The organism is Serinibacter arcticus (genome assembly GCF_004786095.1).
Lineage (GTDB): Bacteria > Actinomycetota > Actinomycetes > Actinomycetales > Beutenbergiaceae > Litorihabitans > Litorihabitans arcticus.
Genome location: NZ_RHPJ01000002.1, coordinates 644,014 through 667,432, shown reverse-complemented (window position 1 = coordinate 667,432; position 23,419 = coordinate 644,014). Strand labels below are relative to the sequence as shown.

Annotated in this window: 19 protein-coding genes; 12 read left to right on the top strand and 7 right to left on the bottom strand. The window is 73.9% G+C overall.

Annotated elements, in window-relative coordinates; translation table 11 throughout:
- Positions 1–33 precede the first annotated feature (33 nt).
- Complete coding sequence (clpB, locus tag SERN_RS07695; RefSeq protein ID WP_135849515.1) at positions 34–2,643, bottom strand: ATP-dependent chaperone ClpB; 2,610 nt, start codon at positions 2,641–2,643, stop codon at positions 34–36.
- 139 nt (positions 2,644–2,782) lie between these two features.
- Here clpB and SERN_RS07690 point away from each other — a divergent pair, with 139 nt between their 5' ends.
- Together SERN_RS07690 and SERN_RS07685 are read left to right on the top strand one after the other, a co-directional pair.
- A complete protein-coding gene (locus SERN_RS07690; RefSeq protein ID WP_135849514.1) occupies positions 2,783–3,502 on the top strand; it encodes an LppM family (lipo)protein in 720 nt (239 codons plus the stop codon).
- 2 nt (positions 3,503–3,504) lie between these two features.
- Entirely contained in the window at positions 3,505–3,909 is a 405-nt protein-coding gene (locus tag SERN_RS07685) for an NUDIX hydrolase (RefSeq protein WP_135849513.1), read from the top strand.
- 21 nt (positions 3,910–3,930) lie between these two features.
- Here the strand turns inward: SERN_RS07685 and SERN_RS07680 are convergent, their stop codons facing one another.
- Together SERN_RS07680 and SERN_RS07675 are read right to left on the bottom strand one after the other, a co-directional pair.
- Positions 3,931–4,674 (bottom strand): anti-sigma factor, encoded by a 744-nt coding sequence (locus SERN_RS07680; RefSeq protein ID WP_135849512.1) that lies wholly within the window; start codon positions 4,672–4,674, stop codon positions 3,931–3,933.
- The gene (locus SERN_RS07675; protein WP_199241540.1) at positions 4,671–5,264 is read right to left on the bottom strand and encodes an RNA polymerase sigma factor; all 594 of its coding nucleotides are present in this window, start codon (positions 5,262–5,264) and stop codon (positions 4,671–4,673) included. The genes SERN_RS07680 and SERN_RS07675 overlap by 4 nt, the downstream gene beginning before the upstream one ends.
- A 232-nt stretch (positions 5,265–5,496) precedes the next feature.
- Here SERN_RS07675 and SERN_RS07670 point away from each other — a divergent pair, with 232 nt between their 5' ends.
- The 3 genes from SERN_RS07670 to SERN_RS07660 are packed head-to-tail and all read left to right on the top strand — an operon-like array spanning position 5,497 to position 7,491.
- Positions 5,497–6,213, top strand: a complete 717-nt coding sequence (locus SERN_RS07670) for a CHRD domain-containing protein (RefSeq protein ID WP_135849510.1) — start codon at positions 5,497–5,499, stop codon at positions 6,211–6,213.
- Entirely contained in the window at positions 6,210–6,977 is a 768-nt protein-coding gene (locus SERN_RS07665; RefSeq protein ID WP_135849509.1) for a class F sortase, read from the top strand. The genes SERN_RS07670 and SERN_RS07665 overlap by 4 nt, the downstream gene beginning before the upstream one ends.
- A gap of 55 nt (positions 6,978–7,032) precedes the next feature.
- The gene (locus tag SERN_RS07660) at positions 7,033–7,491 is read left to right on the top strand and encodes a glutaminase (protein ID WP_135849508.1); all 459 of its coding nucleotides are present in this window, start codon (positions 7,033–7,035) and stop codon (positions 7,489–7,491) included.
- 67 nt (positions 7,492–7,558) lie between these two features.
- Here the strand turns inward: SERN_RS07660 and SERN_RS07655 are convergent, their stop codons facing one another.
- The 3 genes from SERN_RS07655 to SERN_RS07645 form a co-directional block, all read right to left on the bottom strand.
- A complete protein-coding gene (locus SERN_RS07655) occupies positions 7,559–8,056 on the bottom strand; it encodes a hypothetical protein (RefSeq protein ID WP_135849507.1) in 498 nt (165 codons plus the stop codon).
- A 22-nt stretch (positions 8,057–8,078) separates the two neighbouring features.
- Positions 8,079–9,554: an amidase gene (locus tag SERN_RS07650; protein WP_135849506.1), complete on the bottom strand. Its 1,476-nt coding sequence runs from the start codon at positions 9,552–9,554 to the stop codon at positions 8,079–8,081.
- A 173-nt stretch (positions 9,555–9,727) separates the two neighbouring features.
- Complete coding sequence (locus SERN_RS07645) at positions 9,728–12,067, bottom strand: choice-of-anchor I family protein (protein ID WP_135849505.1); 2,340 nt, start codon at positions 12,065–12,067, stop codon at positions 9,728–9,730.
- Between the two features lie 145 nt (positions 12,068–12,212).
- On the opposite strand from SERN_RS07645, the gene SERN_RS07640 reads away from it, so the two are divergent.
- Genes SERN_RS07640 through SERN_RS07625 form a run of 4 tightly spaced genes read left to right on the top strand, consistent with a single transcriptional unit; the run spans position 12,213 to position 16,735 of the window.
- On the top strand, positions 12,213–14,108 hold the full coding sequence (locus tag SERN_RS07640) for a glycoside hydrolase family 15 protein (protein ID WP_135849504.1): 1,896 nt from the start codon (positions 12,213–12,215) through the stop codon (positions 14,106–14,108).
- 53 nt (positions 14,109–14,161) lie between these two features.
- Complete coding sequence (locus SERN_RS07635) at positions 14,162–14,962, top strand: SDR family NAD(P)-dependent oxidoreductase (protein WP_135849503.1); 801 nt, start codon at positions 14,162–14,164, stop codon at positions 14,960–14,962.
- Positions 14,959–15,753 (top strand): alpha/beta fold hydrolase, encoded by a 795-nt coding sequence (locus SERN_RS07630; protein WP_158292610.1) that lies wholly within the window; start codon positions 14,959–14,961, stop codon positions 15,751–15,753. The genes SERN_RS07635 and SERN_RS07630 overlap by 4 nt, the downstream gene beginning before the upstream one ends.
- A 10-nt stretch (positions 15,754–15,763) precedes the next feature.
- Positions 15,764–16,735, top strand: a complete 972-nt coding sequence (locus SERN_RS07625) for a DNA topoisomerase IB (RefSeq protein ID WP_135849501.1) — start codon at positions 15,764–15,766, stop codon at positions 16,733–16,735.
- Positions 16,736–16,765: 30 nt separating this feature from the next.
- Here SERN_RS07625 and SERN_RS07620 read toward each other — a convergent pair whose 3' ends face one another.
- On the bottom strand, positions 16,766–17,728 hold the full coding sequence (locus SERN_RS07620; RefSeq protein WP_233251536.1) for a diacylglycerol/lipid kinase family protein: 963 nt from the start codon (positions 17,726–17,728) through the stop codon (positions 16,766–16,768).
- Between the two features lie 100 nt (positions 17,729–17,828).
- Here SERN_RS07620 and SERN_RS07615 point away from each other — a divergent pair, with 100 nt between their 5' ends.
- The 3 genes from SERN_RS07615 to SERN_RS07605 all read left to right on the top strand — a co-directional run bounded on the left by SERN_RS07615 (position 17,829) and on the right by SERN_RS07605 (position 23,394).
- Positions 17,829–18,569 (top strand): HAD family hydrolase, encoded by a 741-nt coding sequence (locus tag SERN_RS07615; protein ID WP_135849499.1) that lies wholly within the window; start codon positions 17,829–17,831, stop codon positions 18,567–18,569.
- Positions 18,566–21,058, top strand: a complete 2,493-nt coding sequence (locus SERN_RS07610; RefSeq protein WP_233251535.1) for a glycoside hydrolase family 65 protein — start codon at positions 18,566–18,568, stop codon at positions 21,056–21,058. The genes SERN_RS07615 and SERN_RS07610 overlap by 4 nt, the downstream gene beginning before the upstream one ends.
- A 161-nt stretch (positions 21,059–21,219) precedes the next feature.
- Positions 21,220–23,394, top strand: a complete 2,175-nt coding sequence (locus SERN_RS07605) for a prolyl oligopeptidase family serine peptidase (protein ID WP_135849498.1) — start codon at positions 21,220–21,222, stop codon at positions 23,392–23,394.
- The last annotated feature ends 25 nt before the right edge of the window (positions 23,395–23,419 follow it).

Genomic DNA, 23,419 nt, shown 5'->3' with positions numbered 1-23,419 from the left:
GAGCGCCCGTCGCCACCCTCGCGGGGCGTCGCCTCACCCCGCGGTCAGAACCAGACCCGAGGCGTCCCGACCGTGCGCCCGATCCACCACGACGGCGTCGCCGTCCTGGACCTCGCCCCCCAGCAGCATCCGCGCCAGGCGGTCACCGATCTCGCGCTGCACGAGTCGGCGCAGCGGTCGCGCGCCGTACGCCGGATCGAAGCCCTCGAGCGCCAGCCACTCGCGGGCCGCGGGCGTCACCTCGAGCCGCAGCCGGCGATCGGCCAGGCGGGCGCCCAGCCGGTCGAGCTGCAGGTCCACGATCGAGGTGAGCTCCGCCAGCGAGAGCGCGTCGAAGATGACGACGTCGTCGAGCCGGTTGAGGAACTCCGGCCGGAACGCGGTCCGGACGGCGTCCATCACGAGCGCACGCCGCGCGGCGTCCTCGAGCGTCGGGTCCACGAGGGCGTGCGAGCCGAGGTTGGAGGTGAGCACGAGGATGACGTTGCGGAAGTCGACCGTGCGGCCCTGGCCGTCGGTGAGCCGGCCGTCGTCGAGCACCTGCAGGAGGACGTCGAAGACCTCGGGGTGCGCCTTCTCGACCTCGTCGAGCAGCACGACCGAGTACGGCCGACGCCGGACGGCCTCGGTCAGCTGCCCACCCTCCTCGTAGCCGACGTAGCCCGGGGGCGCCCCGACCAGGCGGGCGACGCTGTGCTTCTCGCCGTACTCCGACATGTCGATGCGCACCATGGCCCGCTCGTCGTCGAAGAGGAAGTCCGCGAGCGCCTTCGCCAGCTCGGTCTTGCCCACCCCGGTCGGGCCGAGGAACAGGAACGACCCGGTCGGCCTGTCGGGATCGGCGATCCCGGCCCGCGAGCGCCGTACCGCGTCGGAGACCGCGGCGACCGCCGCCCGCTGGCCGATCAGCCGTTCGCCGAGGACGTCCTCCATCCGCAGCAGCTTGGCCGTCTCGCCCTCGAGCAGCCGGCCGGCAGGGATGCCGGTCCACATCGCTACGACCTCGGCGATCTCGTCCGTGCCCACCCTGTCCGCGATCATCGGGACGGCCGACGACGCGGCCCCGCCGGTCTCGCTGCTCTCGGCCTGCGCGAGCTCTGCCTGGACGGCCGGGATCGTCTCGAAGAGCAGCTTGCCGCGCTCCTCGTAGCGACCCTCGCGCTCCAGCCGGTCCGCGTCCGTGCGCAGCTCGTCGAGCCGCACCCGCAGGTCGCCCACGCGGTTCGTGCCGGACTTCTCCGCCTCCCAGCGGGCCGTCAGCGCCGCGAGCTCCTCGGAGCGGTCGGCAAGGTCGCGGCGCAGCCGTTCGAGCCGCTCGCGCGTGGCGTCGTCGTCGGACTCCCCGCCCGAACCACCCGTCAGGTAGGCCTCCTCCATCCGGAGGCGGTCGACGGCGCGCTGCAGCACGTCGATCTCGACCGGGGAGGAGTCCAGCTCCATCCGCAGCCGCGACGCCGCCTCGTCCACCAGGTCGATGGCCTTGTCCGGCAGCTGACGGCCCGTGATGTAGCGGTCCGACAGCGTGGCGGCGGCCACGAGCGCGGCGTCGGAGATGGTCACCTTGTGGTGCGCCTCGTACTTCGGCGCGATGCCGCGCAGGATGGCGACCGTGTCCTCGACCGAGGGCTCCCCCACGAAGACCTGCTGGAAGCGCCGCTCGAGCGCCGGGTCCTTCTCGATGTTCTCGCGGAACTCGTCCAGCGTCGTCGCGCCGATCATGCGCAGCTCGCCGCGCGCGAGCATCGGCTTGAGCATGTTGGAGGCGTCCATCGCCCCCTCGCTCGCGCCGGCGCCCACGACCGTGTGCAGCTCGTCGATGAACGTGACGACCTCGCCGTCGGAGCCCTGGATCTCCTCGAGCACGGCCTTGAGCCGCTCCTCGAACTCGCCCCGGTACTTCGCCCCGGCGATCATCGAACCGAGGTCGAGCGAGACGAGGCGCTTGCCGCGCAGCGACTCGGGGACGTCGCCGTCGACCATCCGCTGCGCCAGGCCCTCCACGACGGCGGTCTTGCCCACGCCGGGCTCGCCGATGAGCACGGGGTTGTTCTTGGTGCGGCGCGAGAGCACCTGCACCACGCGTCGGATCTCGGAGTCACGGCCGATCACCGGGTCGATCCGACCCTCGCGAGCCCGTGCGGTGAGGTCCTGGCCGTACTTGTCCAGCGCCTGGAACGTGCCCTCGGGGTCGGGCGAGGTGACGCGTCCGCGGCGCACGCCCGGCAGCGCCGCGGCGAGCGTGTCGCGCGAGGCGCCGGCCGAGCGCAGGGTGTCACCGGCGCTCCCCCGGTCGGCGGCGAGCGCGAGCAGCAGGTGCTCGGTGGAGACGTAGTCGTCCCCGAGCGCGCGTGCCTCCTCGCCCGCCTGCGTCAGGATGCCGAGCAGCTGGCGCGAGGGCTGCGGCTGCGCGGTCGTCGCACCGCTGACGCTGGGCAGCGTCGCCAGCACCCCGTGGATGCGGCGCTCGAGCGCGGCGAGGTCGACGCCCTGGGCGCCCAGCAGGGCGAGCGCGATGCCCTCGGCCTGCTCCAGCAGCGCGGTCAGCAGGTGCGCGGGTTCGAGGTGGGGGTGGCCGGCGCTCGTCGCACGGGCGAGGGCGGCGGCGATCGCCTCCTGGGACTTGGTGGTCAGCTTCTCGTTCACGACTCTCTCCTCGGGCCTCGATCCAGCCGCCGGGTACACCGGACGCAAAGTTGAGTCTACTCCGCTCAATCTCGATCACGCCAGGGCCCCTCGGGCGTGTGAACAGGCCTCGCGGCAGTGGCTGTGCCACGATCAGCCCATGCACAGGCGTCGGATCCGCGGGATCGCTGCTGCCCTTTCCGCCCTCCTGGCGCTGGTCGTCCTGTCCGGATGCGTCAGGACCGACGGGGACCTCACGGTCTCGCGCGCCAACACGGTCAGCGGCACGATCCAGATCCTCGGCCAGCTCGCCGACGAGAGCGAGGCGTCGCAGCAGGCCGTCGTCGCGCAGGTCACGACGATCGAGACGCGCGCCCTTCCCGGGCTGCGCGACCTCGCCGGGGTGACCGCCTCGGCCGTCACTCCCGAACCGGGCTGGTACGGCACCGAGCTGGTGCTCGACGACGTCCCGCTCGCCTCGTTCACGCTCGGCGGCACGCCGCTCGTCACCAGGGACGGCGACGAGTTCGTCGTCGCGGGCGTCATCGACGCGACGGTCCAGCCCGACGTGCCCGCCCCCGCGGCCGAGGGCGAGCCCCGACCCGGCGCCGCCGACTCCACGGTGCGGCTCGCGCTGACCTTCCCGGGTGACGTCACGGACGTCGGCGGCAGCGAGGAGCTCGCCGTCGTGGACGGTTCGACCGTCACCTGGAGCACCACCTACGACACCCCGCTGACGCTGGAGGCGACGGCGTCGGCCACGTCCTCGGCGTTCCCGCCCTGGATCTGGCGGGCCCTGATCTGGGGCGTGGGGGCGCTCGTCGTGCTCGCCGTCGCCGGCCTGGTCACGGTCGGGATCCGCAGCCGCCACGACGGTTGAGCGTGCCGACCATCGTCGTCGCGGCCGGCGTGCTGCACGACGGCGCCGGACGCCTCCTGCTCGTGCGCAAGCGCGGCACCGAGGCCTTCATGCAGCCGGGTGGCAAGCCGGACGGCGGCGAGGCACCCGACGTCGCGCTCGTCCGCGAGGTGACGGAGGAGCTGGGACTCACGATCGCCGTCGACCGGCTGGAGCCCCTGGGGACGTTCTCGGCGGAGGCGGCCAACGAGCCCGACCACCACGTGCTCGCGCACGCGTGGACGGTGCTGCTCACGACGCAGGAGGTCGACGCCGTCGCCCCTGCAGCGGAGATCGAGCAGGCGGTGTGGGTGACCGTGGCGGAGGCGCGGACGCTGCCGCTGGCGCCGCTGACGGCGATCCACCTGCTCCCGCTCGTCCCCGCGTAGGGCGCAGGGGCCCGGCGGTTCTCAGCCCTGCTCGACCGCGTCCGGCAGCGTGGCGGCCGTGACCACAGCGCCGTCGTCCTGGCGGATCTCGAGCCGTTCGACGTCGGCCCGCATCACCGCGGCGTTCATGCGGCAGTCGATCGTCACCGCGCTGGCGAGGAACGAGCCCGAGTCGTACTCCTGACCGTCCGGACCGATCAGCACGACGTCGTAGCCCTCGCCCACCGGCAGGCCCTCGATCTCGAGCACGGTCTCGGTGCCCCACGTGTGGGCGACGAGCGAGGCGTCGATGCTGGCGCCGTCGACCGCACCGGGGCCGCCGTCGAGCGCGAGCGCCTCGACCGCGCCGAGGGTGCCGGGCGGACCCTGCGGTGGCCCGTCCTGGAGCCCGGGGGCGACGACGAAGCCCGCCGCCGTGACGAGCACACCGCCGGCGAAGCACGCCGCCGGTGCCCAGAACGAGCGACGACGGGGCGCCCGCGCGCGGCGCTGCTGCGCCGGCTGCGGGACCGGGGCGTCGGTGGTCGCCCCCAGCACCCGCGCGCGCAGGGCGTCCGACGGCGTCTCCTCGCGCCAGTCCGCGACGTCGCGCCGCAGGTCCGCCACGGTCGCGCCGAGCTGCTCCAGCTCGACTCGCAGCGCGGGGTCGGCCTCGACCAGCGCCGCCAGCTCGCGGCGCTCGCCGGCGTCCAGGTCGCCCGCCAGCGCACCGGCCATCAGCTCGGCCGCGCGGTCCTCGAACCCCTCGTTCACGTGGTCGGTCATCTCGTCCCCTCCTGCTGCTCCAGGTGGCGCCGCAGTGCTCTCAGTCCGTAGAAGGTGCGGGTGCGCAGGGTCGCGACTGGCACACCCAGGCGCTCCGACAGCTCCGGGTAGCCCACCCCCACGAGGTGGACAGCGACCACCGCCTCGCGGTGCTCCTCGCTCAGCGTCGCGAGCGCCTGGGTCATCGCGAGACGTTCCACCGGATCGGTCGGGCCGGCGCCCGCAACCTCGGGGAACGAGCCGTCGTCGACCGGTTCCGGGATCCGCTCCCCGCGGCGGTAGCTGTCCTTGACGACGTTGCGCGCAATGGCGAACAGCCAGGTCCGCACCCCGCCGCGCGTGACGTCGAACCGGTCGCGCGCCCGCCACGCGCGCACGAACGTCTCCTGCACGCAGTCCTCGGCGGTGCCGCGATCACGCACGGCGTTGAGGGCGAAGCCGAAGATCTCGCGGGCGTGGCTGTCGTAGGCGTCGGCGACGTCGAAGGCGATCGGGTGGCGGGGAGCGACGTCGGCAGCGGCGTCGAGGCGGTCGTCACCGTCGTCGTCGGGCGCGTGGGGAACGGCGCGCAGACCTGCCAGCGTGACCACGCTCCCACTCGGTGCTCCCGAACCCGGACGCGTCATCGTAAGCACAGCGCGCCTCCCCACCCTGGTCCGGGCCGCGACCTTCCCACGGCGTCTGCAAAGAAGTACGCGCCACGGGCCCGTCGCGTTCACCGAAAAATTCTTTCGTGATCGCGTGAACGCACCGCCTGTGACGGCGGTAACACCTGGTGATCGAGGCGCACCGCCGCCCTCCCCACCACGAGAGGTACGAGCCATGACCCAGCACACGTCCCGCCGCCGCACGCTCCTGACCGGCGTCGCCGGTGTCGGAGCCCTCAGCCTGATGCTCGTCGCCGGCCCCGCCAGCGCCGACACCGAGGTCGCCGAGCCCGACACCTTCACGAGCGCCTTCACGGTCTGGGCCACGCCCGAGGCCGTCATCAACAACGACGGCGTCGCCACGCCGGGCGAGCCCGGCGCCATGGGTGAGTTCACCTTCCGCATCAACTCCGACCTCGAGATCATCTGCTACGACATCACCCTCGAGGGCGTCACGGGCGACTACCAGAGCCCCGCGAAGACGGCCACCCACATCCACGAGGCGGCCGTCGGCCAGCCCGGACCGCCGCGCATCTCCTTCCCGAACCCCGCCCCGGTCGGCGACGGACCGCGGACCAGCTCCGGCTGCCTCCAGGGCCCGTTCACCACCGGGATCACCTCCCCGGCCGGCGCGGACACCGGCGAGGGCTTCACGCTCGCCCAGATCGAGGCGAACCCGGCCGGCTTCACGGGCGACTCGCACACCGTGAACTACGCGGCCGGCGTCGTGCGCGGCCAGCTCTCGCAGGTCCCGCTGGGCGGCCTCGAGACCGGCGGCGGCGGCACCGCCGACCAGGGCACCTCGATGCTCCCGTTCGTGGGCGCGGGCGTGCTCGTGGCCGCGGGAGCGGCGGGCTTCGGCGCCTACCGCGTCCGCCAGAACCGGGCATGACCACGGCCCGTCGCGTCGCTCCCCTCGCGGGGGCGGCGCGCCGGGGCCGTGCGGGTTCACCCGCCCGCGCGGCCCGACCGGTGCTCGCCGGCGTCGCCGCGCTCCTGACGGCGGCGCTCCTGGCGGGGTGCTCGGGTCAGGACCCGACGCTGAAGGACGCCACCCCGCCCGCCGCGCAGCCGTCTCCGGCCGCGACCAAGGCGGACGCCAGCACCACCCCCACCCCGGAGCAGGCGACGGCGACCGCCCCGGAGGCGGAGCCGGCGCCCGCCGAGCCCGTGACACCGCAGCCCGAGCCCGCCCCCTCGCTCGGCGTCGGCGTCGACCCCGCGTTCCTCTCGATCCCCGACATCGAGGTGAGCGAGGACATGATGAGCCTCGGCATCAAGGACGACGGCACGATGCAGGTCCCCAACGACTGGGACCGCGTCGGCTGGTTCTCGGGCGGGGGCCGCCCCGGCGGCCGCGGCCCGACCGTGATCGCGGGCCACGTCGACTCCCCCACCGGACCCGCGGTGTTCTTCCGCCTGACCGAGCTGGAGGTCGGAGACCGCGCCGAGGTGACCGACGTCGACGGCGTCGTGCACGCCTACGAGGTCTACCGGGTCGAGAACTTCTTCAAGGACGACTACCCCACCGGCGAGGTCTTCGGCGCCCTTCCCACCGACGAGCTCCGGCTCATCACGTGCACGGGAGAGTTCGACACGAGCTCGCAGCGGCACGACCAGAACCGCGTGGTGTTCGCGCGGGCCGTGACCGCCTGAGCCGGGCCGACCACCTGACCCGCCCCGGCCCAGGTGGTCGTGCGACGATGCGAGGGTGAAGGACCTGGTTCTCGACGCCGTCGCCCGCCTCCGCGCGGGCGGCGTCCCCGGTGAGGTCCTGGGCCTGCGCCGCACCCCGCGCCGCGTGCTCGGCGTGGGGCGCGGCGACCGCGTCATCCAGGTCGGTGAGGCGTGGCGCCTGGGGGCGCTGCTCCTGCTGACCGACGGCGGTCTCGCGCTCCCCGGCGAGGTCGTGCGCACCGAGCGGGAGACCACGCGCGGCTACACCGCCGACTCCGCCCGCCACCGCGCCGACCTGCGCACGCAGGCGCGCCGGGGCGGGATCCCCGACGGTCGGGTGGTCCACCTGGACTGGCGCGCCGCCGTCGTCGGCACCCCGCCCCTGGCCGAGCGCGACGGCGAGGTCTGGTTCACCTGGAGCGCGGGGGCGCAGCCGGTCCGGCTGGTCGACTACGTCACCGAACGGGTCGAGCTCGCCCTGCTCCGCCTCTGACTCGCGAGGCACTTCCGGGCGTTCGCGAGGCAGTTTCGGGCGTTCGCGAGGCACTTTCGGGGCGACCTCAGGCGTCGTCGGACGCCGTCGCGAGCGCCTCGCGCACGGCGGGGGCCACGGCGAGCACACCGAGGTAGGCGTGCGTCAGCACGAGGTCCGCGAACTCCTCGTCCACGAACTGCAGATCGAGGTCCTTCGTCGTGTGCACGAGCGCGAGCTCGGCCTCGAGGTCCCGCCCGAGCTCGGCCAGGTCGGCGCGCTGCTGGGCCTCCCCGCCGTCGTCCTCCGCGATCTCGATGGCCTCCTCGACCTCCGCGAGGAAGTCCACGAGCGCCTCGTGGACGGCGTCCTCGGTCGCCCGAGCCCTGACGAGATCGGCGACGTAGGCGGCGACCGGTCCGGTCGCGGGCCACGGCGTGCCCTCGTGGATCACGGCGCCGGCGAGGTGCTCGACGGCGGCCTCGCGCGCCACGGCGTCGTCCCCCGTCAGCGCCCGCAGGTGGTCGGGGGTGTCGGTCGCGAAACCGTGCGCGTGCAGCAGCCGATCGGTCACGGGGATGTCCATGGGTCCATTCTCCCCCGCGCGATCACGGCGTGGGCGACGGCGGAGCGGGCCACGGGTCGGCCAGCTCCAGGTGGCGCGCGGTCGCGAGCAGCGCGCCGTCCTGCCCGAGTCGTCCGGTCAGCATCGCGCCGAACGGCAGCTCGACGTCGTCGAGGACCGCGCGGTGCACCGGCAGCGACACCGACGGCAGCCCCGCGATGTTCGCGATCGACGTCCACGGCGTGAAGCGCTTCTGGTCCTCGAAGTCGCGCGCGGGGTCGGCGTCGTTCCTGATCGAGCCCACCGGCGCCGGCGGTCCGGCCAGCGACGGCGTCACCACGACGTCGAACGCGTCCCACGCCGTCGCCACCTGCCGCGCCACCCGCTGCGCATCCGCCACGGCGCGCGCGTAGTCCGCCCCCGACACCGACCGCCCGACCTCGCGCAGCCAGCGCGTCAGGGGCTCGAGCAGCTCCTCGGCCTCGTCCGGCACGGGCAGCGTCAGCGCCCCGACCGACCACAGCGGCATGAACGCCAGCCACTCCTGCGGCGTGAACGGCACCGGCGCCGTCCCGACGACGGCGCCGCCCGCCTCCAGCGTCCGCACCGCCCGCTCGGCCGCCGCCACCGCCTCGGGGTGCACGACGGCGTCGCCCGCCACCACGGGGGCGGTCAGGATGCCGACGCGCAGCCCGCGCACGGCCCCGTCGTCGTCGCCGTCCAGCGCCGCCGCGAGCAGGCCGCCGGACGCACGCGGCGCCCCCGACCGGCCGGGCCGCGGCCCGTCGCCCGGCCACCCCCGGCCCAGCACGTCCAGCGCGAGCGCCGTGTCCAGCACGGTGCGCGAGACGACGCCCTGCGTCGCGAGCCCGTTCCCGTCCACACCCCACGGACCCGTGCTGACCAGTCCGCGCGACGGCTTGAACCCGACGATCCCGCAGCTCGCGGCCGGGATGCGGATGGACCCGCCGCCGTCGGACGCGTGCGCGAGCGGCACGATCCCGGCGGCGACGGCGGCCGCGGCGCCACCGCTGGAACCGCCGGCCCCACGGCGCAGGTCCCACGGCGTGCGCGCCGCGACGATCGAGCCGTCCGGCCCCGTGCGCGGTTCGGTGTACGGCGGGAAACCGAACTCCGGCGTCGCCGTCTTGCCGATCATCGTCGAGCCCGCCTCGCGCAGCCGGACCACGGTGCCGTCGTCGACCTCCGGGACGATCGGCTGCGCGGCGAGCACGCGCGACCCCGCGCGCAGCGGCACCCCCGCGACCTGGTTGAGGTCCTTGACCGGGATCGGCACCCCGGCGAGCTCGAGCCCCGTGATGCCGTCGCCGCCCTCGCCCCGCGCGACGGCCGCATCGACCTCGCGCGCCTGCGCGAGCGCGAGCTCCGGCGTCAGCTCGACGAACGCCCCGACCGCGGGTCCCCGCCGCGCCGCACGCTCGAGCGCGGCCGTCGTCACCTCGACGGCGCCGACCTCACCGCGGCGGACGGCGGCGGCGATCTCCAGGGCTGTCTCCATCCCCCGACCCTACGCAGCGCAGCCGCAGCAATGCCGCCGCGCCGCAGCGCCGCAGCGCCGCGGCCCTTCCGACGCCGAGAGCGACCCGCCCGCGTCCGGAACGACCTCGACGAGGTCGCTCTCGGCGCGGACGGGTCGCTCTCGCGGGACGGGGTGGGGCGGGTCCTCCGGCGTCAGCCGACCTCGGGCGACCCGAGGCGCTGGTCGAACCGCCACAGGAACGCCGCCATCGCGTCGCGGGCGACGGGCTGCAGCGGCTGGTACAGGTCGCGGCCGTCGTTGCCCTCCCACCCCGTGGCGATGCCCGTCGACTGCATCCACACGATCGCGTCGTAGAACGCGGCGCCCGGCTCGACGTCGACGAACGGCGACGACGCCGGCAGCCCGACGGTCGGCGAGCCGGCGGCGCGGTGCAGGAACGCGGCCATCGCGTCGCGCGCGATCGGCTGCAGCGGGCGGTAGGTCGCGGTGCCGTCGGCCTCGGCCCACCCCGTCGCGAGGCCCTCCTGCTCCATCCAGACGATCTCGCGGTAGAACTGGTCGTCGGTCGAGACGTCCGCGAACGGCGAGGTGCCGGGCAGCTCGACGGCGGGCGATCCGGCCCAGCGGTACAGGAACGCCGCCATCGCGTCGCGCGCGATGGGCAGCAGCGGGCGGTACTCGCGCGTGCCGTCGGCCGTCACCCACCCGGTCGAGATGCGCTCGCGCGCGAGCCAGTCGATCGCCTCGGCGAAGTCGTTGCCGGCCGTGTCGGTGAACCTGATCTCCGCGTCGATCTCGTAGAGCGTCGTCGTGCCGGAGACCTCGTTGCCCACGAGCAGCGCGGGGGTGCCGGTGGGCGAACCCTCGGCGGGGATGAACGCCAGGCCCTCGGGACCGAGGTCGCCCGCCGCGGCGAGCACCCGCGCGGGGTCGCCGCCGTCCTCGATCGCGTCGCCCGCGGAGACGGAGAAGTCGCGGTTGTTGATGTAGGTCACGAACGAGGTCTCCGCCGGGACGGTGACGTCGAGGACGGCGATGCCGCCGACGCGCTCGAACCCGACGAAGGCGTAGGTGCGGCCGTCGATCCGGCCGAGCGCGACGCCCTCCGGCTCCGGGCCCTTGGCGTCGCTGCGCGACTCCAGGTCGCTCGTGGCGTGGTTCGAGTTGAAGAACTCGGGGATCGCCTGCGCCACGACGTCCTCGAACAGCTGGCCGGAGTCGAACACGCGCTCGCCGTCGGCCGAGTAGATCGAGATCGAGCGCGTGCCGAAGGAGTGCAGCTGCTCGTAGCAGGTGCCGTCGGCGTTCAGGCCGGAGGCGATCGTGACCTCGAGGCGACCGAGGTCGGCGTCGCCGCGCAGGCCGGCTGCGGGGCTGTCGGCGCAGATCGGCGCCAGTCCGCCCTTGCCGAGGTCCTTCACGCGCTCGGCCTCGACGTAGTCGCCCCACTCGCGTGCGTCACCCTCGTTGGCGGTGACGATGTAGGTCTCGCCCGCGGCGCTGTACGAGGCGATCGAGTCGGGCATCGGCAGCCCGTGCACCGGGACGGTGCGCACGTCCACGCGGCCGTCGCGGTCGCTCGGGTCGATCCCGGAGCCGACCTGCGAGTGGTCGACCGTGCCGAGCGGCAGGAGGTCGGTGACCTCGGCCGCCTCGAGGTCGACGACGGCGAGCGCGTTGGCCTCCTGCAGCGAGACCCAGGCCGTTCGGCCGTCGGCCGCGACCGTGACGTACTCCGGCTCGAGGTTGCGCGAGACCGGGCGGTCGGCGCCGTGCGGCTGCTCGCCGAACACGCGCACCCCGGCGGGGAGCTCGCGCGTCCCGTCGGCCTCGTTGGCGTGGAACGTCGCGGTGCGGACGTCGGCCGCGGCGGGCGCCGTGAGCGTGGCGGGCAGCGCGACGACGGCGATCGACCCCTCGGGGTCGATCGAGTAGTCGTCGGCGGGCTCGCCCTCGTTCGCCACGACGGCGGCGGTCCCGTCGGGGGTCAGCGTCACCATGTCGGGCAGGGCGCCGACCGGCACCGACCCCAGCGCGGTGTGCGCGGTCGCGTCGAAGAACACGAGCCAGCCCGCGTCGGTCTTGACCGGGTTCTCGACGGCGACGACCACGAGTCCGTCGGCGCGCACGACGACCGAGTTGGCCACCGCACCCGCCCCGACGCCGGGTACGGCCGTGGCGTCGAGCGTGGCGACCTTCGTCAGGTCACCGGCGGTCGCGGTCGAGAGCACGTCGACGACGCCGGCGCGCGCGTTCACGACGAACGCCTGCTGCGTCGGGGCGTGGAACGTCACGATCTCGGCGGCGCTCTCCTCGAACGCGCCGTCGAGGTGGGTGGCGACCGGCGTCAGGTCGAGCGCGGCGCCGGGGGCGGAGAACCGGATCGGCTCGACGGCGGTGGGATCGGCGGCGGCGGGCACCGCGACCAGGAGGGCGGCGGCGACGCCGGCGGCGGCGATGCCGGCGCAGGCGGCGGCGGGACGGGCGGCGCGGCGGCGGGCGGCGGTGCGCGGGAGGGGGTGGGTGGTCACGGCGCGAACCTAGGGCGCCAGGATGACGCCCCGGCGAGCACCGGGCGACCGGCGGGCGAACGGTCGGGGCGGAAACCGATCGGACGGTTCTCGCGACCCCCGTGGTTCGATCGATGACGACCGATCCGATCCGTGAGGACCCCGCATGTCGCCCCAGCACGACCCGAGCCCGACCCCCCTGCCGTGGCGCGTCGGCAGCGTTCCGCTGGACGCCACGACGGGCGAGGACCCCGCGCCGGTCGACGGTCGGGACGACGACGGGTATGCCGATCTTCGCACCTACGCCACCATCGGCGACGGCCGCACGGTCGCGCTCGTCGCGCGCGACGGCGACATCGACTGGCTGCCGCTGCCCGACCTCGACTCGGTTCCCGTGTTCGCCGCGCTGCTCGACGCGCAGGAGGGTGGCCGGCTCGGCCTCGCACCCGAGGAGCCGTTCCTGACGTCCCGGCGCTACCTGCCCGGCACCAACGTGCTCGAGACCACCTACACGACCGACTCGGGCACCGTTCGCGTGACCGACTCCCTCAACACCGGGCTCGCGGGCCGGCTGCCGTGGTGCGAGCTCGCCCGCCGGATCGACGGCGTCACGGGCAGCGTCCGCCTGCGCGGCACGGTCGCCCCCGGTACCCGGCTCCGCACCGCCTCACCGTGGATCAGCGACACCCAGCACGGCACCGTGCTGCGGGTGGACGGCCTCACGCTCGCCGTCCGCACCCTGAACGAGACCGACGTCGACATCACGCGTCGCGACATCACCGCCGACTTCGTCACCTCCCCCGGCTCGCGCCACCTCATCGGGGTGGTCAGCACGAACGACGAACCGCTGTTCCTGCCCGATCCGGCCGACGTGGACGCCGGGGTCGACCGGACCGTCGAGGCCTGGCAGCGGTGGGCGACGATGCTCACCTACCGCGGCCCGTTCTCGGACCAGGTCGCGCGCAGCGCCCTCGTGCTCAAGCAGCTCATCCACGCCCCCACCGGGGCGATCGCGGCCGCCGGGACGACGTCGCTCCCGGAGTCCGCGACGACGTCGAAGAACTGGGACTACCGCTACTCGTGGATCCGCGACACGGCGTTCTCGCTGACAGCGCTGTTCCAGCTCGGGGTGCGGGAGGAGACGCACGCCTCGATCACCTGGCTGCTGCGGATCCTGCGCGAGCAGACCGACCGGCTCGGCGTGCTGCACGCTCTCGACGGCAGCGCTCCCGGATCGGAGGTCACCTCCTACGACGTGCCCGGGTGGCGCGGGTCGCAGCCTGTCGTCACCGGCAACCGCGCCACCGACCAGCTGCAGCTGGGCGTCTACGGCGACCTGTTCAGCACCGTGCAGGTCTACGTCGACAACGGCAACGTGCTGGACGCCCCGACGGGCCGCCTCCTGACCACGGTCGCCGACAGGGCCGCCGACGACTGGCGCCGCCCCGACGCCGGGATGTGGGAGCTGGAGGAGGACCGCCACTACACCACCTCCAAGCTCGGGTGCTGGCAGGCGCTGACGCACGCCGCCCACCTCGCCGAGGTCGGGCAGATCGACGGCGACGTCGAGCGCTGGCGGCACGAGGCCGACGCGATCCGGGCCTGGGTCGAGGAGCACGCGTGGTCGGAGACTCTCGGCGCCTACGAGTTCTACCCCGGCAGCGGCGAGCTGGACGCCTCGATCCTGCTGCACGCCATCAGCGGCTTCGAGCGCGGCGACCGGATGAGGCGCACGCTCGACGCCCTGGCCGAGGAGCTCGGCGAGGGTCCGCACCTGCACCGCTACACGGGGATGGCGCAGGAGGAGGAGACGTTCGTCGCCTGCTCGTTCTGGATGGTCGCCGCCCGCGCGCTGTGCGGTCAGCTCGCGGAGGCCGAGGCGCTGATGGAGCAGCTGGTGCGCGAGGTGCCGAACGACGTCGGCGTGATGGCCGAGATGCTCGACCCGGCGACCGGCGCGCACGTCGGCAACCTCCCGCAGGCCCTCAGCCACCTGGCGCTCGTCAACGCCGCCCTCACGATCGACAGCGTGCGGCGCGGCGACGTCGGACCCGTCACCTGAACCCCACCACCCGTCAGCACCACCACCACCCTCCCCGAGCAGAAGGACGAGACATGGACCTCGGCATCGCAGGACGCACCGCACTGATCACCGGCGCCGACTCCGGCATCGGTTGGGAGACCGCCCGGCTGCTGCTGGCGGAGGGCGTGCGCGTCGTCGTCAGCGACAAGGACGCCGGCTCGCTCGCCGAGGCGGTGGAGCGCCTGGGCGACCAGGGTGACCGCGTGCACGCCGTCGCCGCCGACCTGGACGACCTCGAGCAGATCGCCCGCCTGGAGCGCGAGGTGAGCGACGCCGTCGGCGACATCGACATCCTCGTGAACTCCGCGGGCGTCACGGGCGCGCAGGGCCTCTTCCACGAGATCGACGACGCCGGCTGGGTCGACACCCTGACCACCGACCTGCTCGCCCCGATCCGCGTGACGCGGGCGTTCCTGCCGGCGCTGCGGCGCGGCGGCTGGGGCCGCATCGTGTACCTCAACTCCGAGGACGCGGTGCAGCCCTACGACGACGAGCTTCCCTACTGCGCCGCCAAGGCCGGGCTGCTGTCGTTCGCCAGGGGCCTCGCGCGCAGCTACGCGTCGGAGGGCCTGCTGGTCAACAGCGTCTCCCCCGCCTTCATCGAGACGCCGATGACCGACGCGATGATGGACAAGCGCGCCGACGAGCTCGGCACCGACCGGGACGCCGCGATCGAGAGCTTCCTGGAGGAGGAGCGCCCGTACATGGAGCTCGGCCGTCGCGGTCGCCCCGAGGAGGTCGCCCCCGTCATCGCGTTCCTGTGCTCCGACCTGGCCGGCTTCGTCAACGGCGCGAACTACCGGGTCGACTCGGGCTCGGTCGCCACGCTGTGACCGAGGTGCTGGCGCACACGCTGCACGGCGACGGCGGCGCACCCGTCCTGGTGCTGCTGCACGCCTTCCCGCTGTCGTCGCGCACGTGGGACCCGCTGCTGCCGCACCTGCGCGAGTGGCGCGTGCTGACGATCGACCTGCCGGGTCTGGGCGCCAGCGGTGTGCCGACGACCGCGCCGTCCATGGCCGCCGTCGCCTCGCTGGTCGCCGCGACCATGACGGCCGCGGGGGTCGAGGCGGCCACGGTGCTCGGCCTGTCCACCGGCGGCTACGTCGCCCTCCAGCTCGCCGCCGACCATCCCGACCGGGTCACCGCGCTGGCGCTGAGCAGCACGAGCGTCGGGGTGGGGGCGCCGGACGATCCCGAGCAGCGCCGTCGCGACGCGGCCCGACTGCGCGCGGAGGACTCGATCGGCCCCGTGGCCGACAGCGAGGACGACGCGCTCGGCGCCACGTCGCGCCGGGAGCAGCCCGAGCTGCTCGAGGCCGTGCGGGAGATCATCGCCGACACCTCCGCCGCCGGGGCCGCGTGGCTGGCCGAGGCGATCGCCACGCGCGCGCCGCGGGCCGACACGCTCGAGGCGTTCGCGGGTCCCGTCCTGCTGCTGTTCGGCGAGGAGGACACGGCCACGCCGCCCGACCGCGAGCTGCCCGCGATGGAGGGTGCCCGGCGCGGCGACGAGCGCACCCGCGTCGCGCGGCTGCCCCGGACCGGGCACCTCACCGCCACCGAGCGCCCGGTCGCCGTCGCGGGAGAGCTGTCCTGGCTCCGGGCGCACGCGGGGACCTAGGGTCGCCACCATGGTCAGGTTGCGGCGCAGCACCACGAGCGGTCCGGGTCTCACGCGCGTGCGCTCCGGCCGGGGCTGGAGCTTCCGCGGGGCCGACGGCGCCCGGGTCACCGACGCCGAGACCCGCGAGCGCATCACGTCGCTCGCCATCCCGCCCGCGTGGCACGACGTGTGGATCTGCCCGTACCCGAACGGTCACGTGCAGGCGACCGGGATCGACGACGCCGGGCGCCGCCAGTACCTCTACCACCCGGCCTGGCGCGAGCGCCGCGACCGCGCGAAGTACGCCAGGGCCCTCGAGCTCGCCGCCACGCTGCCGGCGGCCAGGCGCAGCGTCACCCTCGACCTGCGGCGCGAGGACCTCGGCCGCGCGCGGGTGCTCGCGGGCGCGTTCCGCATCCTCGACAGCGCCAACCTGCGGGTCGGCTCCGAGCGGTACGTGAAGAAGCACGGGTCGTTCGGCCTCACCACGCTGCTCGGCGCGCACGCCTCCGTCCGCGGTGGGGACACCGTGGTGCTGGAGTTCCCGGCCAAGAGCGGCCAGGAGTGGTCCAGCGAGGTGACGGACCCCGACCTCGCCGTGCTCGTCGCGCGCCTGAAGCGCCGCGGCCCTCGCGCGCGCCTCATCGCCTGGCAGCACGACGACGGCACGTGGCACCCGCTGAGCGCGGAGGAGATCAACGAGGACGTGCGCGCGCGCACGGGGGGCGACTTCACCGCCAAGGACTTCCGCACGCTGCACGGGACGGCCGCGGCCGCCGTCGAGCTGGCGCGCCAGGGGACGCAGCCCACGCAGGTGGCGCGCCGCCGCGCCGTCGCCCGCGCGATGGAGGCGGCCGCCGCCGAGCTGGGCAACACGCCGTCGATCGCGCGGACCAGCTACGTCGACCCGCGGCTCGTGGACCTGTACACCGACGGCGTCACGATGGACCCCCGGCGCGCCCCCGCCGTCGAGAGCGAGCTGCGCGCGCTGCTCTCGTGACGGGAGGAGCCGGCGGGGTTTCCGCCGGACTCAGTCCTGCGGCACGCGGACCACGAGCGAGCCCGGGTCGACCTTCACCTTGAAGCCGATGGCCTCACCGAACGGATCGCCGTCGAGCTCGACCTCGGCCGGCTCGTCCAGGCGCAGGTCCAGGTCCTTGCCGGTGGAGTAGACGAGCGACTCGACCTTCGAGCGGGGTGCCTTGTGGCCACCGGGGAGCCGGCGCACGATGCCGTTCTCCCAGATGATCTTGGTCAGCGCCTGCACCCAGCCGAGCAACGTCTCGGGGCGGAGCGCGACGATGTCGAGCACGCCGTCGTCGACCGCGGCGTCGGGCAGCAGGAGGATGTTGGCCGGGAGCGTGCCGCAGTTGCCCACGATGATGGTGTGCGCCTTGACCTTGCGGGGCTCGTTGTCGTCGAGCCGGAACGTGAAGTGCAGGACGTTGGGGTCCTTCACCACGCGGGAGATCGCCTGGACGTAGGCGAGCCAGCCGGCCTTCTTCTTGAGGTCGTCGTCGGTCTCGGACAGCATCCGGGCGTCGAGGCCCATGCCCGCCATGACGACGAACGTGTGGTCGGTCCGGCCACCGTCCTGCCGACGCAGCGTCATCACACCGCTGTCGATCGCGCGGTCGGTCCCCGTCAGGGCCACCCGCAGGGAGTGGTCGACGTCGTCGAGCCCGAGCCCGAGGTTGCGCGCGAGCAGGTTGCCGGTGCCCGAGGGGAGCAGGCCGAGCGCGGTGCCGGAGCCGCGGAGCGCCTCGGCGACCGCGCGGACGGTGCCGTCGCCGCCGGCGGCGATCACGACATCGACCCCCGCCTCGAGCGCCTCGCGCGCCGGGCCCTGGCCGGGGTCCTCCTTCGAGGTCTCGAGCCACAGGGTCTCCGACCAGCCGAGCTCGGCCTCCAGCGCCTCCAGCGACCGGCGCACGGCGTCGGTGTCGATCTTCACGGGGTTGTAGACCAGTGCGGCCCGAGGCGTGTGGGTCACGGCACTCCCTTTCGTCTTGCGTCGATCCACTCTGACACACGGGCCCGAACGGGCGGCGGATAGGCTCGGAGCACGTCCGTTTCCGTCCGCAGAGGATGCCGTGAGCCGCTTCGACCCGCTAGACGCCGTGCTGTTCGACCTCGACGGCGTCCTGACGCCGACGGCCGAGGTCCACATGCTCGCGTGGGCCCGCCTGTTCGAGTCCTACCTCGCCGCCCGGGGTGCCGCCCCCTACACCGAGCAGGACTACTTCGACCACATCGACGGCAAGCCGCGCTACGACGGCGTCCGCTCCCTGCTGGCCTCGCGCGGCATCGTGCTGCCCTACGGCGAGCCCACCGACGCCCCAGAGCTCGAGACCGTGTGCGGCCTCGGGAACCGCAAGAACGGTGTCTTCACCTCCGTCCTGGAGTCCGACGGCGTCGCGGCGTACCCGGGCTCGATCGCGTTCCTCGACGCGCTCGCCGCGCGGACGGGGGACGACGCCGTCGCCGTCGCCGTCGTCTCCTCCTCCCGCAACGCGCGCGCGGTCCTGACGGCCGCCGGTCTCCTCGACCGCTTCGAGGTGATCGTCGACGGCGCGGTGGCCGCCGCCCGCGGCATCGCCGGCAAGCCCGCCCCCGACACCTACCTCGACGCCGCGGCCCAGCTCGGCGTCGCCGCGGACCGCGCCGTCGTGGTGGAGGACGCCATCTCGGGGGTCGCCGCCGGCCGCGCCGGCGCCTTCGGGCTCGTGCTCGGGGTGGACCGCGGAGCCGGGCACGACGAGCTGGTCGCGCACGGCGCCGACGCCGTCGTGGACGACCTGGGCGACCTCGTGACGGACGGGGCGGTGGCGTGAGGCCGCCGAGCACGGCCGACCCGCTGGACCGCTCCCGCTTCCCGATCGACCCGTGGGCGCTGCGCGAGCGGCGCTACGAGTCCGAGGACCTGGGCACCACCGAGACGCTCTTCTCGGTGGGCAACGGCTACCTCGGGCTGCGCGGGAACATCGAGGAGGGCCGTGACTCCTACGCGCACGGCACCTTCGTCAACGGCTTCCACGAGGTGTGGCCGATCCACCACGCCGAGGAGGCCTTCGGGTTCGCCAAGGTCGGCCAGACGATCGTCAACGCGCCCGACGCCAAGATCATGCGGCTCTACGTCGACGACGAGCCGCTCCTGCTGAGCGTGGCCGACCTCGAGGAGTACGAGCGCTCGCTCGACTTCCGCGACGGCGTGCTGACCCGCGAGCTGCTGTGGCGCACCCCGTCGGGCAAGCGCGTGCGGCTGCGCAGCCGCCGGATGGTCTCGTTCGCCGAGCGCCACCTGGCGGTCATGGACTACGAGATCACGATGGTCGACTCCGACGCCCCGGTCGCCGTCTCGTGCCAGATCCTCAACCGCCAGGACGGTCAGGACGAGTACCACGTCAAGGACGCGGCGATGGGGTCGGGCTTCGACCCGCGCCGCGCCGCGAACCTGTCGGGCCGCGTGCTGCAGCCCCAGGTGGCGTGGGAGGGCGACGGCCGCAGCGTGCTCGGCTACCGCGTGACCTCCTCGGGGATGACGCTCGCCGTCGCCGCCGACCACACGATCGCCACGACGGACGCCTACGAGATCCGCTCCTCGGTCGAGGACGACCTCGCCAAGCACGTCTACCGGATCCAGGCCACGGCCGGCACGACGACGCGCATCACCAAGGTCGTCAGCTACCACACCTCCCGTGGCGTGCCCGCGGTCGAGCTCGTGGACCGCTGCCGTCGGGTGCTGGACCGGGTCAAGGAGACCGGCATCCAGCCCGTGCTGGACGCGCAGCGCGCGTGGCTGGACGACTTCTGGGCGCGCAGCGACGTGGAGATCACCGGACAGGATGCGCTGCAGCAGGCCGTCCGGTGGAACCTGTTCCAGCTCATCCAGGCGTCGGCGCGCGCCGAGGGTGCCGGCGTTCCCGCCAAGGGTGTGACCGGATCGGGCTACGACGGGCACTACTTCTGGGACACCGAGATCTACGTGCTCCCGTTCCTCACCTACACCTCGCCGTACTTCGCCAGGAACGCGCTGCGGTTCCGCTACTCGATGCTCGACCACGCCCGGCAGCGCGCCAAGGAGCTGAACCAGCGCGGGGCGCTGTACCCGTGGCGGACGATCAACGGTGAGGAGGCGTCGGCCTACTACGCGGCAGGAACGGCGCAGTACCACATCGACGCGGACATCGCCCACGCGCTGACGCAGTACGTCACGGCCACCGGCGACACCTCCTTCCTCGACCGGGAGGCGATCGACGTGCTGGTGGAGACCGCCAGGCTGTGGGCCGACCTCGGCTTCTGGCGCGAGGCGGGCGACGCCGATCCCGTCTTCCACATCCACGGCGTCACGGGTCCGGACGAGTACACCGCCGTCGTCAACGACAACCTGTTCACCAACGTGATGGCGCGCGCGAACCTGCGCTCCGCCGTCCGCGCGCTGCGGTCGCTGGCGGGGCGCGACGCCGACGCGTACCAGCGCGTGCTCGACCGCCTCGCGCTGGGCGAGGAGGAGATCGTCGAGCTCGCGCGCATCGCCGAGGGCATGCACGTCCCGTTCGACGACAACCTGGGCATCCACCCGCAGGACGACGACTTCCTGTCCAAGGAGATCTGGGACCTGGCGAACACCCCGGCGGACAAGCGGCCGCTGCTGCTGAACTACCACCCGCTGGTCATCTACCGCCACCAGGTGCTCAAGCAGGCCGACGTCGTGCTGGCGCTGTTCCTCCAGGGCGACGAGTTCACGCTCGAGGAGAAGCTCGCCAACTTCGAGTACTACGACCCGCTGACCACCGGCGACTCCACGCTGTCGGCCGTGGTGCAGTCGATCGTGGCGGCCGAGGTCGGCTACGGCGACCTCGCCGCGGCGTACTTCACCTCCGCGGTCTACGTCGACCTCGCCGACCTGCACCGCAACGCCGACGCCGGGGTCCACGTGGCCTCGCTCGGCGGGGTCTGGAACGCACTCGTCAGCGGCTTCGGAGGCATGCGCGACTACCTGGGCGGGTGGACGTTCGACCCGCGCCTGCCCGCGGGCTGGGACTCGCTGTCCTACCGGCTGACCCTCGGGGGCAACCGGCTGCGCGTGACGGTGCTGCCGGAGGAGATGCTCTTCGAGCTCGAGACGGGTGACGCCGAAAGCCTCCGCGTGCACGTGCAGGGCGCCGAGGTGCTCGTCGCGCGCGGCGGCGTCACGCGCGTGCCGGTGACGCGGATCGAGCAGCGCGAGGGCCGGCCCAGCGTGCGCGACATCGAGGGCTCGGTCCGCGAGGACGGTTCGATCCTCTCCGCGAGGGTCCCGTCCCACCCGAACGGCGACTGACCCGCCGGTCGCAACGCCGGGCGAGAACGCCGGGTGCGGCTCCAGCAGCCCGCTCGAGCCGCACCGGCCGTTCTCGGGACAGGTCCTGGGTCGAGCGGGTGGCGCGGTCCTGGCCCACCGGCATTCTCGGCGGGGTCGGGGGGCGTCGTAGGGTCGGGGGCATGACCAGTGAGACCTCCGGCACGCCCGCGGCCGCTCCCGATCACGCGATCGACCCGTTCCTGTGGCTCGAGGAGGTCGAGGGCGAGCGCGCCCTGGCCTGGGTCCGCGAGCGCAACGCGCACGCCGAGGCCGCCCTCACCGGCACCCGCCGGTTCGCCTCGACGAAGGCGTCCGTCCTCGAGGTGCTGGACTCGGCGGACAAGATCCCCGCCGTCGGCAAGGCGGGGGACCACCTCTACAACGTCTGGGTCGACGCCGACCACGAGCGCGGTCTGTGGCGCCGCACCTCGCTGGAGAGCTACCGCACGGACCGCCCCGAGTGGGAGCTGCTGCTCGACGTCGACGCGCTGAACGAGGCCGAGGGCGAGGACTGGGTCTGGCACGGCGCGCAGCTGCTGCGCACGGGTCCGCTCGCCTTCACCCGCGCGATCGTCGACCTCTCCCACGGCGGCAGCGACGCCGACGTCTCGCGCGAGTTCGACCTCACCACCAAGCAGTTCATCGCCCCCGAGGACGGCGGGTTCTACCGCGCCGAGGCCAAGGGCGGCCTGAGCTGGATCGACGGCGACACCGTGTTCGTGCAGTCCGCGGCCGACGGCGAGCCCACCTCCTCCGGCTACCCCCGCCGCGCGCGCCGCGTGCGCCGCGGCCAGAGCCTGGAGCAGGCCGAGATCGTCTACGAGGGCGAGACCACGGACCTGTACATCTCCGCGCACCACGACCGCACCCCGGGCTTCGAGCGCGACTGGGTCTCGCGCGCCTTGACCTTCTACACCAGCGAGCTCCACCTCCTGCTGCCCGACGGCGGGCTCGAGCTCCTCGACGTGCCCGCCTCGGCCGAGGCGGGCGTCCACCGCAGCTGGCTGCTGGTCGAGCTGCGCGACGACTGGGAGGTCGGCGGGGCCACGCACGCGGGCGGATCGCTCGTCGCGATCGAGTTCGAGGCGTTCCGCGCCGGGTCGCGCGCGTTCACCACGCTGTTCGCCCCGACACCGTCGACGGCGCTCGTCGGCGCCACCTGGACGCGCCACCACCTCGTGCTCAACGTTCTCGAGGACGTCAAGAACCGGCTCGAGGTGCTCACGCCCCCGGAGTCCGTCGACGGCGGCGAGCCCCGCGACTGGGCCCGCCGCCCGTTCACCGCCGCCCCCGCCCTCGGCACCGTCGGGGTCGCCGGTGTGGACCGCGACGGCGAGGGCGACCTCGCCGACGCCCTGTGGATGACCTCGACCGACTACCTCACGCCGTCGACGCTGTCGCTGGTCCGCCTCGACGAGCACGGCGCGGAGACCGCGGTCGAACCGCTCAAGTCCGCCCCCGCCTTCTTCGACGCCGACGGCCTCGTCGCCGAGCAGCACTTCGCGACCTCGCAGGACGGCACGCGCGTGCCCTACTTCGTGGTGCGCCGCGAGGACCTCGCGCTCGACGGCACCGCGCCGACGCTGCTGTACGGCTACGGCGGCTTCGAGATCTCGCTGACGCCGGGCTACTCCGGCGGTCTCGGCCGCGCGTGGCTCAGCCGGGGCGGCGTGTACGTCGTCGCGAACATCCGCGGCGGCGGCGAGTACGGACCGTCCTGGCACCAGGCCGCGCTCAAGGCGAACCGGCACCGCGCGTACGAGGACTTCGCCGCCGTCGCGCGCGACCTCGTCACGCGCGGCCTCACCTCGCCCCAGCACCTCGGGGTGCAGGGCGGGTCCAACGGCGGCCTGCTGACGGGCAACATGCTGACCCAGTACCCCGAGCTGTTCGGCGCCGTCGTGGTCCAGGTCCCGCTGCTGGACATGCAGCGCTACCACCTGCTCCTGGCGGGAGCCTCGTGGGTCGCGGAGTACGGCGACCCGGAGGACCCCGCCGAGTGGGAGGCGCTGCGGACGTTCTCCCCGTACCACCTGTTCGACTCCGAGCGCTCCTACCCGCCCGTCCTGTTCACCACCTCCACCAAGGACGACCGCGTGCACCCGGGGCACGCGCGCAAGCTGGCCGCCCGCATGCTCGAGGCGGGCAAGGACGTCACGTCCTACGAGAACATCGAAGGTGGGCACGGCGGCTCCGCCACCAACACCCAGGCCGCGCACATGGCCGCGCTGGCCTACACGTTCCTGTGGACGCGGCTGACCGGCGGTGGTCCCGGCGACGCGGGCCACCCGGGGGGTCCCGCGACGGCGTCGTAGGTTCGCGGCACTCCCGCAGGAACGA

Excerpts from the sequence above, each read along its gene's own strand:
- SERN_RS07665 (WP_135849509.1), top strand. The coding sequence starts at position 6,210 with ATGACCACGGCCCGTCGCGTCGCTCCCCTCGCGGGGGCGGCGCGCCGG.
- SERN_RS07625 (WP_135849501.1), top strand. The coding sequence starts at position 15,764 with ATGGTCAGGTTGCGGCGCAGCACCACGAGCGGTCCGGGTCTCACGCGC.
- SERN_RS07680 (WP_135849512.1), bottom strand. The coding sequence starts at position 4,674 with ATGACCGACCACGTGAACGAGGGGTTCGAGGACCGCGCGGCCGAGCTG.
- SERN_RS07640 (WP_135849504.1), top strand. The coding sequence starts at position 12,213 with ATGTCGCCCCAGCACGACCCGAGCCCGACCCCCCTGCCGTGGCGCGTC.
- SERN_RS07690 (WP_135849514.1), top strand. The coding sequence starts at position 2,783 with ATGCACAGGCGTCGGATCCGCGGGATCGCTGCTGCCCTTTCCGCCCTC.
- SERN_RS07635 (WP_135849503.1), top strand. The coding sequence starts at position 14,162 with ATGGACCTCGGCATCGCAGGACGCACCGCACTGATCACCGGCGCCGAC.
- SERN_RS07605 (WP_135849498.1), top strand. The coding sequence starts at position 21,220 with ATGACCAGTGAGACCTCCGGCACGCCCGCGGCCGCTCCCGATCACGCG.
- SERN_RS07655 (WP_135849507.1), bottom strand. The coding sequence starts at position 8,056 with ATGGACATCCCCGTGACCGATCGGCTGCTGCACGCGCACGGTTTCGCG.
- SERN_RS07670 (WP_135849510.1), top strand. The coding sequence starts at position 5,497 with ATGACCCAGCACACGTCCCGCCGCCGCACGCTCCTGACCGGCGTCGCC.
- SERN_RS07650 (WP_135849506.1), bottom strand. The coding sequence starts at position 9,554 with ATGGAGACAGCCCTGGAGATCGCCGCCGCCGTCCGCCGCGGTGAGGTC.